At 66.0% G+C, this 15,381-nt stretch carries 12 protein-coding genes and 4 pseudogenes; 10 read left to right on the forward strand and 6 right to left on the reverse strand.

Features of this window, described 5'->3' with window-relative positions; translation table 11 throughout:
• Positions 1–265 precede the first annotated feature (265 nt).
• Both ACZYZ4_RS18895 and ACZYZ4_RS18900 read left to right on the forward strand, forming a co-directional pair.
• Positions 266–1,666, forward strand: a complete 1,401-nt coding sequence (locus ACZYZ4_RS18895) for a DUF6421 family protein (protein WP_463863321.1) — start codon at positions 266–268, stop codon at positions 1,664–1,666.
• Complete coding sequence (locus ACZYZ4_RS18900) at positions 1,663–2,421, forward strand: SDR family NAD(P)-dependent oxidoreductase (RefSeq protein ID WP_463863322.1); 759 nt, start codon at positions 1,663–1,665, stop codon at positions 2,419–2,421. Before ACZYZ4_RS18895 ends, ACZYZ4_RS18900 begins: the two co-directional genes overlap by 4 nt.
• A 436-nt stretch (positions 2,422–2,857) precedes the next feature.
• On the opposite strand, the gene mptB is transcribed toward ACZYZ4_RS18900, so the two are convergent.
• Positions 2,858–4,477, reverse strand: a complete 1,620-nt coding sequence (mptB, locus tag ACZYZ4_RS18905; protein ID WP_463863323.1) for a polyprenol phosphomannose-dependent alpha 1,6 mannosyltransferase MptB — start codon at positions 4,475–4,477, stop codon at positions 2,858–2,860.
• 151 nt (positions 4,478–4,628) lie between these two features.
• Here mptB and ACZYZ4_RS18910 point away from each other — a divergent pair.
• Positions 4,629–4,883, forward strand: a pseudogene (locus ACZYZ4_RS18910) (SulP family inorganic anion transporter); the annotation flags it as partial.
• A 21-nt stretch (positions 4,884–4,904) separates the two neighbouring features.
• On the opposite strand, the gene ACZYZ4_RS18915 reads toward ACZYZ4_RS18910, so the two are convergent.
• The 3 genes from ACZYZ4_RS18915 to ACZYZ4_RS18925 form a co-directional block, all read right to left on the reverse strand.
• The gene (locus tag ACZYZ4_RS18915) at positions 4,905–6,056 is read right to left on the reverse strand and encodes a GGDEF domain-containing protein (RefSeq protein ID WP_463863324.1); all 1,152 of its coding nucleotides are present in this window, start codon (positions 6,054–6,056) and stop codon (positions 4,905–4,907) included.
• A 162-nt stretch (positions 6,057–6,218) separates the two neighbouring features.
• Positions 6,219–6,872 (reverse strand): response regulator, encoded by a 654-nt coding sequence (locus tag ACZYZ4_RS18920; RefSeq protein WP_463863325.1) that lies wholly within the window; start codon positions 6,870–6,872, stop codon positions 6,219–6,221.
• Entirely contained in the window at positions 6,872–8,260 is a 1,389-nt protein-coding gene (locus ACZYZ4_RS18925; RefSeq protein ID WP_463863326.1) for a sensor histidine kinase, read from the reverse strand. Before ACZYZ4_RS18925 ends, ACZYZ4_RS18920 begins: the two co-directional genes overlap by 1 nt.
• A gap of 165 nt (positions 8,261–8,425) precedes the next feature.
• Here ACZYZ4_RS18925 and ACZYZ4_RS18930 point away from each other — a divergent pair, with 165 nt between their 5' ends.
• The 4 genes and pseudogenes from ACZYZ4_RS18930 to ACZYZ4_RS18945 all read left to right on the forward strand — a co-directional run.
• The gene (locus ACZYZ4_RS18930) at positions 8,426–9,556 is read left to right on the forward strand and encodes an ABC transporter permease (protein WP_463863327.1); all 1,131 of its coding nucleotides are present in this window, start codon (positions 8,426–8,428) and stop codon (positions 9,554–9,556) included.
• A 32-nt stretch (positions 9,557–9,588) separates the two neighbouring features.
• A complete protein-coding gene (locus ACZYZ4_RS18935; protein WP_463863328.1) occupies positions 9,589–10,353 on the forward strand; it encodes an ABC transporter ATP-binding protein in 765 nt (254 codons plus the stop codon).
• A gap of 9 nt (positions 10,354–10,362) precedes the next feature.
• Positions 10,363–11,067, forward strand: a complete 705-nt coding sequence (locus ACZYZ4_RS18940) for an alpha/beta fold hydrolase (protein ID WP_463863329.1) — start codon at positions 10,363–10,365, stop codon at positions 11,065–11,067.
• A 362-nt stretch (positions 11,068–11,429) separates the two neighbouring features.
• Positions 11,430–11,565 (forward strand): annotated as a pseudogene (locus ACZYZ4_RS18945) (recombinase family protein); the annotation flags it as partial.
• Between the two features lie 69 nt (positions 11,566–11,634).
• Here the strand turns inward: ACZYZ4_RS18945 and ACZYZ4_RS18950 are convergent.
• Positions 11,635–11,763, reverse strand: coding sequence for a hypothetical protein (locus tag ACZYZ4_RS18950; RefSeq protein WP_463863330.1), 129 nt, complete (start codon positions 11,761–11,763; stop codon positions 11,635–11,637).
• Positions 11,764–11,988: 225 nt separating this feature from the next.
• Here ACZYZ4_RS18950 and ACZYZ4_RS18955 point away from each other — a divergent pair, with 225 nt between their 5' ends.
• Positions 11,989–14,145, forward strand: coding sequence for an amylo-alpha-1,6-glucosidase (locus ACZYZ4_RS18955; RefSeq protein WP_463863331.1), 2,157 nt, complete (start codon positions 11,989–11,991; stop codon positions 14,143–14,145).
• 127 nt (positions 14,146–14,272) lie between these two features.
• On the opposite strand, the gene ACZYZ4_RS18960 is transcribed toward ACZYZ4_RS18955, so the two are convergent.
• A complete protein-coding gene (locus ACZYZ4_RS18960) occupies positions 14,273–14,749 on the reverse strand; it encodes an IclR family transcriptional regulator domain-containing protein (protein ID WP_463863332.1) in 477 nt (158 codons plus the stop codon).
• A 39-nt stretch (positions 14,750–14,788) separates the two neighbouring features.
• On the opposite strand from ACZYZ4_RS18960, the pseudogene ACZYZ4_RS18965 reads away from it, so the two are divergent.
• Both ACZYZ4_RS18965 and ACZYZ4_RS18970 read left to right on the forward strand, forming a co-directional pair.
• Positions 14,789–14,980 (forward strand): annotated as a pseudogene (locus ACZYZ4_RS18965) (ABC transporter ATP-binding protein); the annotation flags it as partial.
• A gap of 41 nt (positions 14,981–15,021) precedes the next feature.
• Positions 15,022–15,381: pseudogene (locus ACZYZ4_RS18970) on the forward strand (urocanate hydratase); the annotation flags it as partial.

Consider the following 15,381-nt stretch of genomic DNA (forward strand, 5'->3'; position numbering starts at 1 on the left):
AACTGGGCATCAACGATTCAATTCGCTCCCATTGGGCATCGGTCAGGACTGCAGTGCGCGACATAGTTCCAGCCTGCCAAAGCCGTCACGAACCAATTGGGAGACACGCCCTAGGTCTGGGGCTCTTCATTCATTCGCAACGCAAGGCATTGAGGCCTGCATTGATCAATAAGCATAAGAGTTGTTTACGTATTGGCGTCTTTGATGTTAGAGGCTCTTATCCGTTGCTATCTTGAGGAAATCCCCTTACCGAAAGGAAACGAGCATGGCAGCTACAGCAAATGTCGAGTTGACCACCCGGGCGGAGGACCTCGCCCTTCTCCCCGCTTGGAAGGCTCTCAAGGCGTCCGTCGTTGAGTTGCAGCAAGTTCAGGCACAAGACGGGTCTGTTCCCGATTCCGCGAACCATGAGCAGGCCCGGGCGAACATCAGCAGTATCGTTGCTTCAATCGACGAGCTGAGGACGTTTCTGCCCCACGACGCCGAATACCTTGAGCTCCTGGTGAAGGACTTCCGCGGGTGGGAGTCCGAGGGATTAGGCGTCCCGGATTTCCTGGACTCATTGGTGGCCTTTCACCCTGAACATTGGCGTATCAACGGGCTGCCTCATCTGGTCGTTTTCCCCATGTACACGCAGAACGGCAGCACGAACCGCTTCGTGGAAGCTGTTCTCATCGAGGTCATCTGGCCCGATTTCATTTCCGATCTCGAGGCGGGTAGCTACTCCAACAAGCTCTTCGTACCCATCAGCTTCGCGGACTTCACCCCCGGCTACGACACGAACTCTGCCGTGCTCTTTCCGGAGAGCGTCGCGGTTAGGACCACCCCGTCGTTCACCTGGGGCGGCATCTTCGCAGACCGCGAAGCTGCACGGTTCCGTCGAGTGCTCCGGGCCGCCTCTGAAATCACCTCCCTGGATCTGCCGGCTGACGCCGCAGAACTGCTCGAGGACCAGCACCTGACGGAAAAGACCTTCGTCATGTGGGATCTCATCCACGACCGAACCCACATGCGTGGCGATCTGCCGTTCGACCCCTTCATGATCAAGCAGCGGATGCCCTTCTTCCTCTACTCCCTTGAGGAGCTGCGCTGTGACCTGACCGCTTTCCGCGAATCGGTCCTCATCGAACGGGACGAGAACGCCTCCGAGGATGCGCGGAAACACGCCAAGCTGGTCCAGTACGCAGTGATCTTTGACCGCATCTTCCGCTTCGCCATTACCGGCAGCCGCGTCCGCAACTACGACGGTCTCGGTGGTCAGCTGCTGTTTGCCTGGATGCACCAGCACCGGGTCCTGCACTGGACCGATGGCAAGCTCAGCATCGATTGGAAGGGCGTCGCCGGCGTTGTCGTCGAGCTGGGCATCCGGATCGAGGAACTCTACTGGCGCTCCATTGACCGTCCCAAGACGGCACACTGGCTGGCCGCCTATGACCTCATCTCGGAAACCCTCACCCCGAACCCCTCCTCGGTATGGGCAAAGGGACCGGAAGCCCTTCCTTTGAATGGCCCGCCCCGCGGCCTAACCGACCAAGTCCTCGATGACGAGTTCCCCCTGTCCATGTTCTACGAGGCACTGGAGAAGAAGATGCGCTCCGTTATCGAATCCACCGCCGGCATCACCGGCAAGAGCCCAGTCAACGCTGGAGAGAAGGCCTGCGCATGAGCCGGCATCTCGAAGGACGGACCATCGTAGTCGCTGGCTCGACCAGCGCGGCGGGCGTGGCGGTGGTCCGCGCCCTCTCCGATGCAGGGGCACGCGTAGCCGCCGTGGACATCCTCGAGGACCGCGTCCAGGAGCTCGCCGGCGCATATGACAATGTCACAGGCTATGTGTGCAATCTTGCCGACCAGCAATCAGTTGAGCACCTGGCAAAATCGGTTCGGTTCGACCTCGGAGCCGCTGACGGTCTCATCCACCTAGTGGGGGGGTGGCGAGGAGGCGTCGGCATCCAAGGCCAGAGGGACGAAGACTGGGACTTCCTTAATACCAGCGTCCTCACGACGCTCAGGAACACCAGCCGCGCGTTTTACGATGACCTGGCAGTCTCCCCTGCCGGCCGCTTGGCCATCGTTTCCGCGGAGGCCGCCTCTTCGCCAACGGCAGACGGGGCCGCCTATGCAGCCGTCAAGGCCGCCGCCGAAGCTTGGACGCTTGCCGTCGCGGACGGATTCAGTCAACTGCAGGCGGGGGACGCAGCGCCGGCTACCACGCAGCATTCAGCGGCCGTAATCTTCGTCGTCAAGGCCTTGGTTGATGATCGAATGCGCGCGGCCCAGCCGGAACGCAAGTTCCCAGGATTCACGGATGTAGCCGTTCTTGCCGAGGCCGTCGAAAAGATCTTCGGCAGGGAGGCCAAACAAATCAACGGGCAGCGGTTGCCGCTCACATCCGGCAGGCGTGTGGGTTCGCCGGTATGAGCGTCCGGATTGACTCTGCCACGGGCGGTCCGCAAGTGGGAGCGGGCCGCCTGCATGACCCGGACTATCGAGGCTTCGCATCGGACAACTATGCAGGGGCCACAGTGAAATCACCGCAGCCGCCCACGCAGCAAACGAAGGTCCCGTAACCGCGTACGGCGGGGACATATGTACGGGGCGGCTTCACGTCATACACGGCCATTTCGGCCCGGAAGCCACCGCCTGACCTGTGTTCAATGGAACAGGGGCAAATGTTCTTGCCCCTGTTCCCGCGCTGGATGCAGTTATCTGCCCGTCGACTGCGAACATCAACACGTTTGCGCGAGCAGCAATGCCGACGGCAGTCGCGACATACCATTCCTGCACCTCTGGCGAGCCCAGACAGAGGGCGCGCTTGCTGACGGGCAGGCCTTAATGATGGGGCGGGATCTCGCCCTCAGCGGGCGCTGCGGCGCTGGTCCAGGACCCAGCGCCAGCCACGCCGGGCCCAGTCCGAGGGTTTTCCCTCGATCAGCAGCTTCCGCGTGTGGATGTCGAGGACCAGCAGGTAGAACGTGAACAGCAGCGCCGTCACGAACGCGAGCGACGACGCGTCCACGGTCAGCTCCACAAAGGACCAGACCGAGAGCTGGTCCTGCGCGCCGAACACCACAAAGAACGTCACGCCCACGTAGAGGCACCGGATCTGCCAGTCGTTCCGGATGCCCGTGGCGGCAAGGAACGGCACAAACCACAGGATGTACCAGGGCTGGATGATCGGCGAAAGCATGACGACGGCGGCGAACGCCAGGGCCAGCCGGCGCACCGCCCGCGAGTAATCGCCACGGAACATCAGCAGCAGCACCAGCCCGATGGCCGCCCACTTCATGCCCGTCCGCAGCAGGTCCGCAATGGTGCCGCCCGGCAGTCCCAGCACGTTGCCGAGGAACTCAACCTGCTGCCCCAGGAACCCTGACGGCGAATAGCCGGTGTACCCGGGAGTCGGGTCCATGATGGCCCAGACCCAGCCCAACCCGAGGTTGTACGGGATCCCGCTGACGGCCAGCACCGCGAAACTGATTCCCGCCGTCGCGCCCCAAATGAGGAACTTCCGCGTCCACGAGGCGGCGGGCCCGGCCCACATAACCCCGATGAACGGCAGGAGCAGCACGGTGATCGGCTTGATCCCGATGGAGGCGGTGACCAGCAGGATTCCGGCCAGGTAGCGCTTCGTCGCCGCGAAGTAGACACCGGCGACGGCGAGGCCCACCATGAGCGCGTCGTTGTGGGCGCTGGCCACGAAACTGATGAGGAACAGCGGGTTGGCCACCGCGATCCAGAGTGCCCGCGCGCCGTTGATGCCGTGCAGTTCGGCCAGCTTGGGCACGTAAATGACGCAGAGCAGAACCCCGACGCCGGCGATCAGGCGGAACAGCAGGACGGACACGTCGGGCTGTGCCCCTGTCAGCTCCACAACGCCGCGCGCGAGCCACAGGAAGTAGGGCCCGTAGGGGGTCCTGTTCTCGGCCCAGGCCGGGTCCGCGCCGAGGGCAAACCAGTTGTTGAGGGTGGAGATGCCCACGGTGTAGGGGTTCTGGCCTTCCATGACCAGGCGGCCCTGGCCGGTGTAGGCGTAGACATCGCGGGAGAAGATGGGGACCGCCAGCAGGAGCGGCAGGGACCAGGCGGAGATGGCTATGACCACCGACCGCAGCGAGTGTTCGCCCCAGTCGTCCAGCCGCTGGCCCAGCCGGAGCCAGGACCGCATCAGGAGCATCGCCCCCACCGTCAGGAGCACGGTGGACAGGGTCACGCCCCAGCCCTCGGTCCGCAGGGCGATGACCACCGGCTGGCGGATCATGGGTGAGCCGTTGGCGATCCAGCCGGTTCCGATCGAGCCTACAAACATCATGAGGGCGCCGAGGAACCCCTGCCAGGTGGCGATGTACACCCGGCGCTTCGTGGGGGGAGCTACGGCGGGCGCGGCAGACGTCGGGAGCTCCGCGCCGGCCGCTGTCTTTTTCGACGGACCGGGGAAGCTCTCCGAAGTGCTGATGTGTGAACCGCCTGCCGTCATGTCTTGTGTGGTCCCCTACTTACGTTACGGCGCTGGCTGGACTAGCTATAGGCCGGTCTACAACCAAGTCATTTTAGCAGTTGGCCCGCGGCGTGCCCCAGACTGGCAGGGGCGGACGTGCCCCCTATTTCGCAATGAGGCGTCGCGGCGGCTGAACACCGAGGCACTGGCGGGCCTGGTGGTGGCGCTGGCGCTGATCCCGGAGGCCATCGCCTTCTCGGTGATTGCGGGCGTGGATCCGCGGATCGGCCTGATCGCGGCGTTCACCATGGCTGTCACCATCTCCTTTGTGGGCGGCCGGCCCGCCAGGATTTCCGCCGCCACCGGCGCCGTGGCCCTGGTTATTGAGCCGCTGATGCGCAGCCACGGCCTGGATCACCTGATGGCAGCGGTGATCGTGGCCGGCGGGGAAGCTCAACCTGGACAGCTAGCCCATCCGGTTGCTGTGGACGGTGCGGTTCCTGCCCAGCGACTTGGCCACATAGAGAGCCCCGTCCGCGGAGGCGATGAGGTCCTCCACATCGGAGGTCCCGGCGTCGTACAGTGCCACGCCGTAACTGACGGTGGGCATCTCAAGCCCGTCGGCAGTGGGCACATGGGCGAGGCGCCGGCTGACCTCCCCGGCGATTTTCTCCGCCCGCCCGGCGGAGGCGCCCGGGATAAGGAGGACAAACTCTTCCCCACCGTACCGGCCCACGAGATCCGTGGAACGCACTGTATCCCGGCACGCGCCGGCGAAGGCCTGGAGCGCAAGGTCGCCGGCGGCATGCCCGTGGGTATCGTTGACTGACTTGAAATGATCCAGGTCTGCGAGGATCACGGCACCCGTCCCCTGAGTCACGGCCGGGTCCTTCAACAGCGCCGCGGCCAGGTCCAGGAAGGCTTTGCGGTTGAGCAGCCCAGTCAGATCGTCCCGGGTGGCTACCATGTGCAGGGCCCGGGTCTGCTGTTCGCTGCTGAGCGCGGCCATGCTGAAGGACACCACTACCAGCAGCACCATGGTGAGCATGGTGGTGATTGAGGAGCCAAAGACCGACTCGAAGATGGGTCCTCCCGGCCCATCGGTGAGAAACGCAATAAGGCGGCCCGTGTAGAAGACGGACACCAGCCCGACAGATGCCGTCATGGGGATCCGGACCTGGGTGTAAGCGGGTTCAGGCGGCCACATCTCCCGGGTCGCCAGCCCAAACATCAGACTCATCGAGGCCAGAAAGACCGGTCCGCCTGCCCACGTGTTCGTGGCCGGGCTGTCAAGAACGGAGGCCAGCAGGGTCACAGCGGGCGCGGCCGCCAACATCCACGGACGCGGAGGGGGCCGCCGCAGTGAACATGCACTCGCCCAGACACTCACCGCCCCCGAGACCAACAGGACATGGCCCATTGGATTAGCCCACCGCTGATGGGGCGTGCCGTCGAGCAGGAATGCAAGGGCTCCGGTGAGAAACAGCGCCAAGGCCAGGCACCACCAGCCGCTGTACGGTGCGCGCGTGGTGCGGTAGGCGAAGAAGTAGAACAGCAGGCCAAGCAGGAGAGCCATCAGGGCGAAGGCGACCCGCAGCGTCGTTGTATCCAGGACCATTTCAGAAGTTTCCCCCCGGCCGCCGAGTGATGCAAACCTCAGTATTGCACCGCTGCCTGACATTTTCGCCCGGCATCCGGGACGGTCTCACCCCTGGAGTTTTAGTCCACATATTCCACCCTGAAGGCCAAGGGCGGATATCTGCCCAAAAACTCAGAGAAGTTACTGGCCCGGCGTGCGGATGATACGGCGTTGCGTGGCCATGGCGATGGCGGAGGTCCGGTTGTCCACACCGAGCTTGCCGTAGATGTGCACCAGGTGGGTCTTGACGGTGGCCTCGGAAATGAAGAGCCGCCTGGCGATGGCGCGGTTGGTCAGGCCGGTGGCCAGCAGTTCAAGCAGCTGGACCTCGCGGGTTGTGAGGGCGGTTTCCGGGCTGCTGATCCGCGACATCAGCAGTGCCGCGACCTTGGGCGCCAGCGCCGTCTGGCCGGCCGCCGCCGACAGTACCGCCTGGCGGATCTGTTCCGGCGGGGCGTCCTTGAGCATGTAGCCGCTGGCGCCTGCCTCCACGGCGGCCAGGATGTCCGCCTCGGTGTCGTAGGTGGTCAGGATCAGGACCGGCGGTGGGGAGTCCAGCTGCCGGATCGCGGCGGTGGCGGTAACACCATCCATCCCGGCGCCCATCTGCAGGTCCATCAGGACCACGTCCACGCGCTCCCCCAGGGTCCGCAGCCGCGCGAGTTCGCGCAGCGCCGCGTCCCCGTCGGCGGCCTCGGCAGCCACGCTGAAGTTCTCGAACTCGGTGAGCATGGCGCGCAGGCCTGCGCGGACCACGGGGTGGTCATCCACCAAGACAATGCGGAGCTCCCCCATCAGTCCCACTGCCCTTCCGGGCCGGGCAGTTCCGGGCTTACCAGCGGCGGCCCAGGCGGCGCCTGCCCTCGTAGCTCCGCTGCGGTGAGCGGCAGCCGGAGGGCGACGACGGTCCCCTCGCCGGGTGCCGTCTCCACGTCCAGGGAGCCGTTCAGTTCGGCCACCCGGGCAGCCAGCGAGCGCAGCCCAAACCCGCTGCCGTCCGCCCGGCCGGCCACCCCGGGACCCGTCGCTTCCGGCACAAAGCCCGTGCCGTCGTCGTACACGTCCAGAGTGACCTCGTCCCCGAGGAACGCGAGGGTGACGACGGCGGTGCTCGCCTTGGCGTGGATCCTGACGTTGGCCAGGCTGGCCTGGGCGGCCCGGAGCAAGGTGACGCTGTACTGCGGCGGCAGCTCCGCCGGGTCTCCCACCAGCTCGAAGCGGCAGCGGAGCCCGTCGCCGCGCGCGGCGGCCAGGGTTTCGGTCTCGCCGCAGAGCCGCTGCAGGCTTTCCGGGAGCGACGACTCCTGAAGCTGGGGCGAGGTGAGGCCGCGGACAAAGCTGCGGGCCTCCGCGAGATTTTCCGACGCCGTCTGCTGCACCAGCGCGAACCGCTCGGCGGCGGTAGCAAGATCGCCGCTGGCCAGGGACTTCTCTGCCGCCCGCGCCACCAGGACGATGCTGGACAGGCCCTGGGCGAGGGTGTCGTGGATTTCGCGGGCCAGGCGCTCACGTTCAGCTGCGACGCCGGCCTCGCGCTGGGTCTTGGCCAACTCTGCGCGGGTCCGGCGGAGTTCCGCCGCGGCCAGCCGCTGCGCCTCACTCTCCTGGTAGAGCGCCCGGTACGCCAGGCCGGTGACCCCGGCGAACCCGGCACCCAGCACCGGTCCCAGGACCATGGGGAGGGTGGGTGACGGCAGGCCGCTGGCTACCCACTGCGAGGCAACGACGGCGGCCGTCATCCCGGCGATGGTGAGCAGCGCAATCCGGCGCGGCAGGACATGCAGGTGGAGGAAGAAAAGCGGGAAGGCGACCCAGGAGAACTCGGCGCTGCCGGCCAGGAGGACGCCCCACAGTGCCGTGACAAGGCCCAGCCAGGGGGCGGCGTAGGGGTGCGGGTTGAAGCTGGAGCGGCCTGCGGCGAAGCGCTTCTCCAGGACCGTGCCGGCGAGGTAGGCCGTGGCGAGAGCAAGGGCGAGGGCGGACCAGACGAGGCGCTGGCCGATTGCCGTGCCTTCCGGCATGGCGGGGCCGGTCGCGCCGGTGGCGCCGGCCGCTCCGTCCGCGAAGTGGAGCCGCAGGATGGCGACCAGCAGCAGCACGGCAAAACCGACATGAAGTGTCACCCGCAGGAACCGCAGGATGGCAGCCCCCGACGGGGTGGTCTGTGGGTCCGCGGCAGGCATTTCATCAGCATATGCGCCGGCGGGGGCGTGCGGATCAACCGTAAGGTTGATCGCCCCGTCGGCCCTTTGTCCCGCCCGGCTCAACCAAGTCCCCGATGTGGGCCGCTTCGATGCGCCGGAGAGTGGATTCAGAAGGAATTCCACCCCGACTAAAGGAAGTACAACGTGTTTCTCGCTATTCGCGATATCCGGTTCGCCAAGGGCCGGTTCGCCTTGATGGGCGGCGTGGTGGCACTGGTGACGCTGCTTCTGGTGCTGCTCTCCGGGCTCACCGCAGGCTTGGGCGACCAGTCCACGTCCGCCATCGGGAAGCTGGGTGCCGGGTCTGGTGCTGAGGCCAGACCGGTGGACAGCATCGTTTTTGGCGCACCCGGCACCAACCAGCCCGCGGCGTCCTTTACCGAAAGCGAAGTGACGGCCGCGCAGGTGGACAGCTGGAGGCGCGTTGCAGGGGTGGCCCGGGCCGAGGCCCTGGGCATCAGCCAGTCCCGCCTCCAGGGCGGCGACGGCGGCACCACCAATGTGGCGGTGTTCGGCGTTGCCGAGGACGGGCTGCTCGCGCCGTCGCCGGTCCGGGCCGGGTCGGTGGTGATCGGCGCGACCGTCGCCGCAGACCTGTCGCTCGACGTCGGAGACACGGCCACGGTGGGTGGCACTGAATTGACCGTCGCCACCGTCGTGAATGACCAGTGGTACTCGCACACCGGTGTGGTGTGGACGGCGCTGCCGACCTGGGCAGAGGTGGCGCACTTGGCGCCGGCGGCCGGCAGAGCGCCGGGGAGCATGCCGGTGGCGACCGTGGTCGCGGTCACCTATCAGGACGGGGCCGTGGTGGACGAGACGGCGGCGAACGCGATGGCCCGCACGGTCAGCACCACCCGCACCGGATCGTTCCAGGCGCTGGGCTCCTTCAAGAGCGAAAACGGGTCGCTGATGCTGATGCAGGCGTTCCTCTACGGAATTTCGGCGCTGGTGATCGTGGCGTTCCTGACGGTCTGGACGGTGCAGCGCACCCGCGATATCGCTGTCCTCAAGGCCATGGGCGCGTCCGGCGGCTACGTATTGCGCGATGCCGTGACCCAGGCCGCCATCGTGCTCTTGGCCGGCGCGGGCCTTGGCGGGGCGGTCGGCATTCTGGGCGGGTTCGCCGCGGCCCAGGCCGCGCCCTTCCTGGTCACGCCGGCCACCACGCTGCTACCGGTGCTGGGAATTGTGGCCTTGGGCATGGCGGGTGCCGCGCTGGCAGTCCGCCGGGTGACCACGGTCGATCCGCTGATCGCCCTCGGCGGCAACTAGCACCTTCTTCACCCTCCCGAAAGGTATTCCCCATGTCTGTCACACCTGCACTCCTCGCCACGACAACCGCCGGCTCCGCTCTCACCCACCCTCTGACCCTCAGCAACGTCACCCTCGAATACCCGGACGGCGACGGAACCATCAAGGCCCTGGACAACGTCAGCCTCAAGGTCGCAGCCGGCCGAATGGTCTCGCTGGTGGGTCCGTCCGGCTCGGGCAAATCCAGCCTCCTGGCAGTCGCCGCAACCTTGGTCCGCCCCACCAGCGGGGACGTGATAATTGACGGGACCAACACCGCGGGGCTGAAGAACAGGGAACTGACCGCGCTGCGCCGGGAGAAGGTGGGCATCATCTTCCAGCAGCCCAACCTCTTGGCGTCCCTGACCGCCGCCGAGCAGTTGATGATTGGCCACCACCTGCGCGGCAAGCCGCTTAAGGGCGCGCGTTCGCTCGCCGCGGGACTCCTGGATCTGGTGGGCTTGGCCGCGTCCGCGGACAAGCGTCCGCATGAGCTCTCGGGCGGGCAGCGGCAGCGGGTGAACATTGCCCGCGCCCTGATGGGCAGCCCGAGGGTGCTGCTGGTGGACGAGCCGACGGCGGCGCTGGACCACGCGCGCAGCGCGTCGATCGTCGGGCTGCTGCGCCGGGTCACCGACGAGTTTCAGGTGGCCACCGTGATGGTCACGCACGACACCGAATTCGTCCCGCTGACCGACGCCGTCGCCGTGATGCGCGACGGCGGCCTGACCGCCCCGGTCTTACCCGGCGCCTTACTTAGAGCAGCCGACGCGGAGTAGGGTTCCGTCATGGACATCATCCTGGTACCCGGTTTCTGGTTGGACGCGTCGTCGTGGGAGGAGGTGACGCCTGCCTTGGAGGCGGCGGGGCACACAACCCATCCGCTGACGCTTCCCGGCCTTGAATCTGTCGATACACCGCGGGCCGGCATCAGCCTGCAGGACCATATTGCCGCCGTCGTAAATTTTGTTGATGACCTCGATGGAAAAGTGGTCCTCGTGGGGCACTCCGGCGGGGGCGCGATCATCCACGGTGTGGCGGACGCGCGGCCTGACCGGGTGGCGCGGAACATCTACGTGGACAGCGGACCCCTGGGCGAGGGCGGGGCCATCAACGACGAGCTGCCCGCCGACGGCGACGACGTGCCGCTGCCGCCGTGGGAGGGCTTCGAGGACGCCGACCTGGTGGACCTCACCGACGAGCTTCGCGCCTCGTTCCGGGCGCGCGCCATTCCGCAGCCCAAGGGCGTGGCGTACGGCCGGCAGCACCTGCATGACGTCCGCCGCTACGAGGTTCCCGCCACCGTGATCGCGTGCGAATTCCCGTCATCGCTCCTTACGGAATGGATCGACGCCGGCCACCCCTTCGTCGCCGAACTGGCCCGCATCCGCGACGTCGACTACGTGGACCTCCCCACCGGCCACTGGCCCCAGTTCACCAAGCCTGTTGAGTTGGGCCAGGCGATACTGGCGGCGGTGGAGCGGGCGGGGTGAGCTCTGTTCGAGCAGCTCGCTGGCCGCCAAACTCGCCGGGCTTAGTCGGGCGGCGGTAGTGGGAGTGCTGGTAGACCCACCGTCGCTATGGAGACGCCTCGACACCTCGTGGCAGAAGGGACTTGCACCCGAAGCAGCTCGCCGCCGGGCGACCAACCCACCCGGGGTTCGAACCGTCGGCGCCTCGCCGCAAAGGAACAGCGGGCGGCGACGCTTCTCCCCAGCCGGCGCCGTCGAGGGGCCACCAACGGGGGTGGGGGCAATTTCCGCTGACTCAACATTGGTCGGGATACTCCCGATTTAGGTTGATGTAGCGTCCAATATCGGCTCTCGACTTTGCCGGGGGAGAAGGAACAAGACGCGTCAACGGGCTTCGGGACAAGGGGATCATGGTCCGCTCGATCGCGGACGGCATTGACCCTGCAACAACCACCGGACGGCTGACGCAACATGCTCGCCACCTTGGCCGAGTACGAACGCGAAGTCATCGTCGAGCGCGGCTTGGTATGGGACCGGCCTCGCGGATCCAGCGAGGACGACCCTGATCGTCAGGACCAGACCCAGCGCCTAGCGGGCATGATTGCGGTGCCAGCCCGTTACCGCGCAGATCTGATCCAGGATCTCGCCTTTCCTGGCTTTGGAAGCACGGCGGTATTCCGTGGCCAGAACCTTCGTGACAGCCCTGCGTTCGCTCATCGTCAGCTCCATAGCAGCAGCCCTACCCCCCCCCGCCGGCGAACGGCGGCCGCAGACACCCCGTTACGCGCATCTTCTATGAGTCAATGCGGGGGCTGGCATGATCTGGTGCACGGGCGTAGCGTCGGTTGGACAGATATAGGCAGCGATCGATTCGTCGATAACGAACCGCGCGGTGCCACCAGAACGCTGAAGCCGTGAAGTCAACCCATTGAAGGGGTCGGGATGGCTGGATGGAATGCCGACACTGCTGCCGGGCCGCTTGGGCCCGGGACGGTCACCTTGGTGGAGGGCTCATCCTTTTGCATCTCCTCGGCGAACGGTGATATCCATCCGGAATTTCCGCACGGGGTTTTCTTCGAGGACACCCGCATCCTGTCCCGTTGGAATCTGACCGTGAATGGCGAGCCCCTGGAACCGCTGGCCGCCAAGACGAAGGAGCCGTATCGCGGTCTCTTTGTCGGCCGCGTTCCCCGCTCGGGCGGGTATGCGGACAGCCCGCTGATCGTGGAACGCCTCCGCGAGGTAGGTGCCGGAATCCTGGAGCAGATCACCGTCTGGAACTACTCACCGGCCCCTGCCGAATGCATTGTTTCCCTCAGCGTCGAGGCTGACTTCGCGGACCTCTTCGAAGTCAAGGAGGCACGCCTTCAGCGGCGCTGGAAGGAGTCCCGCGCAGCCGACGGAGATAGTTTGGTCATCCGGGCCGCCTGGAGGGATGTTCGGAAGGGCGTCGTCGTCTCGGCCAGCGGGGCCGAGGTTGCGCCGGAGGCCCTGACGTACCGTGCCGTTGTGCCGCCGCACGGACAATGGAGCGGCACCATGAGCGTGGCGCCTACCGTCGACGGAACCGGCCCCGTGGCAGCAGTTTTTCGTTCCGACGAGGTCGAAATGTCTCCGCGCGACCGGCGCCGGCAGGAGTGGGTGTCCAAAATTCCGGTCCTGCGAATGGGCAACCGCTCCATCGAACGGACCCTTCGGCGCAGCTATGACGATCTGGGCGCACTTCGCATTGAGGATCCTGACCACCCGGACCGGATCGTGGTGGCCGCCGGCGCGCCATGGTTCATGGCACTGTTCGGCCGCGACTCACTGTGGGCGTCTCTCATGGCGCTGACCGTAGATCCGTCCCTCGCCCTTGGTACCATCCAGACGCTGGCCGACCGCCAGGGCAGCGTAGTGAATCCGATGAGCGAGGAGGAACCGGGCAAGATTCTGCACGAAGTCAGGCTCGACGTCTCCAGCGGGCTGGCGTTGGGCGGCAAGTCCGCCTACTACGGGAGCGTGGATGCTACGCCGCTGTTTGTGGCTCTGTTTGGGGAAGTAAGCCGCTGGGGTTTCGCTGCAGATACCATCGCCGCCCTGATGCCCCATGTGGACCGGGCGCTGGACTGGATCCGGGACTACGGTGACAAGGACGGGGACGGGTTCGTCGAGTATGAACGGCTCAATGACAGCGGGCTGATCAACCAGGGCTGGAAGGATTCGTGGGACGGGATCAACTTCGCGGACGGCAGGATGGCCGAGGCGCCGATCGCGCTCTGCGAGGTGCAGGCCTATGTCTACAGCGCGTACCTAGGTCGCTCCTGGCTGGCTTACGACGCCGGTGACGTGGACTTGGCCGCCAAGTACTGGGACCGCGCTGAACGGTTGAAGAGGCAGTTCAACGAACAGTTCTGGCTGCCCGAGCACGGCTACTACGCCATCGCGCTGGACCGCGACAAGCGGCCGGTTGATGCGTGCGCTTCCAACATGGGTCACTGCCTGCTGTTCGGCCTCATCGATAAGGACAAGGCCCCGCTGGTAGTTGAACGGCTGATGTCCCCGGAGATGTTCAGCGGCTGGGGCGTGCGGACCCTGGCCAGCAACATGGGCGCCTACAACCCCGCGAGCTACCACAACGGGTCCGTCTGGCCCCATGACAATGCGATCATCGCAGCCGGCCTCCTTCGCTACGGCTTCATCGAGCAGGCGCAGCGGATTTCCACGGCCCTGTTTGAGGCGGCCGAGTACTCAGAGGGACGCCTGCCCGAACTCTTCTGCGGCTTCAGCCGCGAGCACTACGACGAACCCGTACCCTACCCCACCGCCTGCTCGCCCCAGGCTTGGGCGGCCACCACGCCAATCCAGCTCGTAAAGAGCCTGATGGGCTACTACGCCGACGTTGCCCGCGGTGGCCTCTGGATGGATCCCGTGCTCCCGGAATCGTATGGCGATCTGCATATCACTAACGCCCCCATGGCCGAGGGCCGGATCACTATCGATATCTCCGGTTCCACCGCGTCCGTCCGGGGTCTGCCCGAAGGCATGGTGCTCCATCACGGAACGCGCCCGTGGGCGGCTGACCTCGTGGAACGGGCCAGAAGGCGCGGAAAGTCCTAACGCGACGAGGTTAGCCTTCACCTCGATCGCCGGCCTGCATCGCTGCGGAGCGGATCGCTAGCCACTATGCGAAGACGAGATGTAATGAAAACGGGGAGGCAGCGCTAGTAAAGACTGCGAGTAGCTTCTACGAAGCTTGCGGTGCGAGGGTGGCTGCCCCGGCCTCGGGTGTGGCAAAGAGCCTCTTGGCCTCCCCGGCAACCCGGGCGCCCAGGTCCTGGGCAGCCTCCGTGGTGGTGCGGTAGCTGGGGGCCACGATGCTGAGGGCTGCAGCAATCTTTGAGCCCACCATAACGGGTGCTGCCACGGCAGTCACGTCCGCCTCCACGCCGTTAGCTACAACGGTGTATGACCCGGGGTCCACTTGCCCCAGTAAGGCTGCGCCGGCTGCGCTTCCTCGAAGCGGAAAAGTCCGGCCAACCCAGTTGATATGGCGCACGGTGTGCGTGCCCTCCTCGATCGCCAGATACAGGCCATGTGTGTTACCCACCAGAACGCTCAGGTAGGCAGACTCGCCTGTCTGCTCGACGAGGGCCTGCAGCGCGGTCCGGCTCGTCGCTACGAGCGATTCATGGCTAAGCGCCTGAACGCCGAGCTGGACCATCCGGAACCCGGGGCGGTAGAGGCCGTCCTCAGTCCTTGTGGCGAACCCGTTGGCTTCATCCTCTCGTCCTCACCAACGGTCATCCAAGAGGACCTGGTCATCGACCTCCCCGCCGAACGCGACCAGTTCAACACCCGATCCCTGCCGCGCTTCACAGAGCTGCGCCACCACGTTTACGAGCAAATCCAGCTAGCGAAGGCAGGCCACCGCCCCGCCGCAGCCGCAAAGTAAACACGAAGCCCTATCACTTCATTACCCACGAAGGAGCCCTCATGGCACCCGCCGATTTCACCACCGGTGCCCGCCCGGTCAAAGCTGCCCGCGGCACCGAGCTCACCGCCAAGAGCTGGCAGACCGAAGCGCCGCTGCGCATGCTGATGAACAACCTGGACCCCGAGGTGGCCGAACGTCCCGATGACCTGGTGGTCTATGGCGGCACCGGCCGCGCGGTCCGGTCCTGGGCCGCGTTCGACGCGATCACCCGCACCCTGGAAACGATGGAAAAGGACGAGACCCGCCTGGTCCAGTCCGGCAAACCGGTCGGCGTCTTCCGCACCAACGAATGGGCGCCCCGCGTGCTCCTTGCCAACTCCAACCTCGTGGGTGACTGGGCGAACTGGCCCGAGTTCCGC

It is taken from the genome of Pseudarthrobacter adonitolis (genome assembly GCF_055412845.1).

Excerpts from the sequence above, each read along its gene's own strand:
- ACZYZ4_RS18895 (WP_463863321.1), top strand. The coding sequence starts at position 266 with ATGGCAGCTACAGCAAATGTCGAGTTGACCACCCGGGCGGAGGACCTC.
- ACZYZ4_RS18900 (WP_463863322.1), top strand. The coding sequence starts at position 1,663 with ATGAGCCGGCATCTCGAAGGACGGACCATCGTAGTCGCTGGCTCGACC.
- mptB (WP_463863323.1), bottom strand. The coding sequence starts at position 4,477 with ATGACGGCAGGCGGTTCACACATCAGCACTTCGGAGAGCTTCCCCGGT.
- ACZYZ4_RS18915 (WP_463863324.1), bottom strand. The coding sequence starts at position 6,056 with ATGGTCCTGGATACAACGACGCTGCGGGTCGCCTTCGCCCTGATGGCT.
- ACZYZ4_RS18920 (WP_463863325.1), bottom strand. The coding sequence starts at position 6,872 with ATGGGGGAGCTCCGCATTGTCTTGGTGGATGACCACCCCGTGGTCCGC.
- ACZYZ4_RS18925 (WP_463863326.1), bottom strand. The coding sequence starts at position 8,260 with ATGCCTGCCGCGGACCCACAGACCACCCCGTCGGGGGCTGCCATCCTG.
- ACZYZ4_RS18935 (WP_463863328.1), top strand. The coding sequence starts at position 9,589 with ATGTCTGTCACACCTGCACTCCTCGCCACGACAACCGCCGGCTCCGCT.
- ACZYZ4_RS18940 (WP_463863329.1), top strand. The coding sequence starts at position 10,363 with ATGGACATCATCCTGGTACCCGGTTTCTGGTTGGACGCGTCGTCGTGG.
- ACZYZ4_RS18950 (WP_463863330.1), bottom strand. The coding sequence starts at position 11,763 with ATGAGCGAACGCAGGGCTGTCACGAAGGTTCTGGCCACGGAATACCGC.
- ACZYZ4_RS18955 (WP_463863331.1), top strand. The coding sequence starts at position 11,989 with ATGGCTGGATGGAATGCCGACACTGCTGCCGGGCCGCTTGGGCCCGGG.
- ACZYZ4_RS18960 (WP_463863332.1), bottom strand. The coding sequence starts at position 14,749 with ATGGTCCAGCTCGGCGTTCAGGCGCTTAGCCATGAATCGCTCGTAGCG.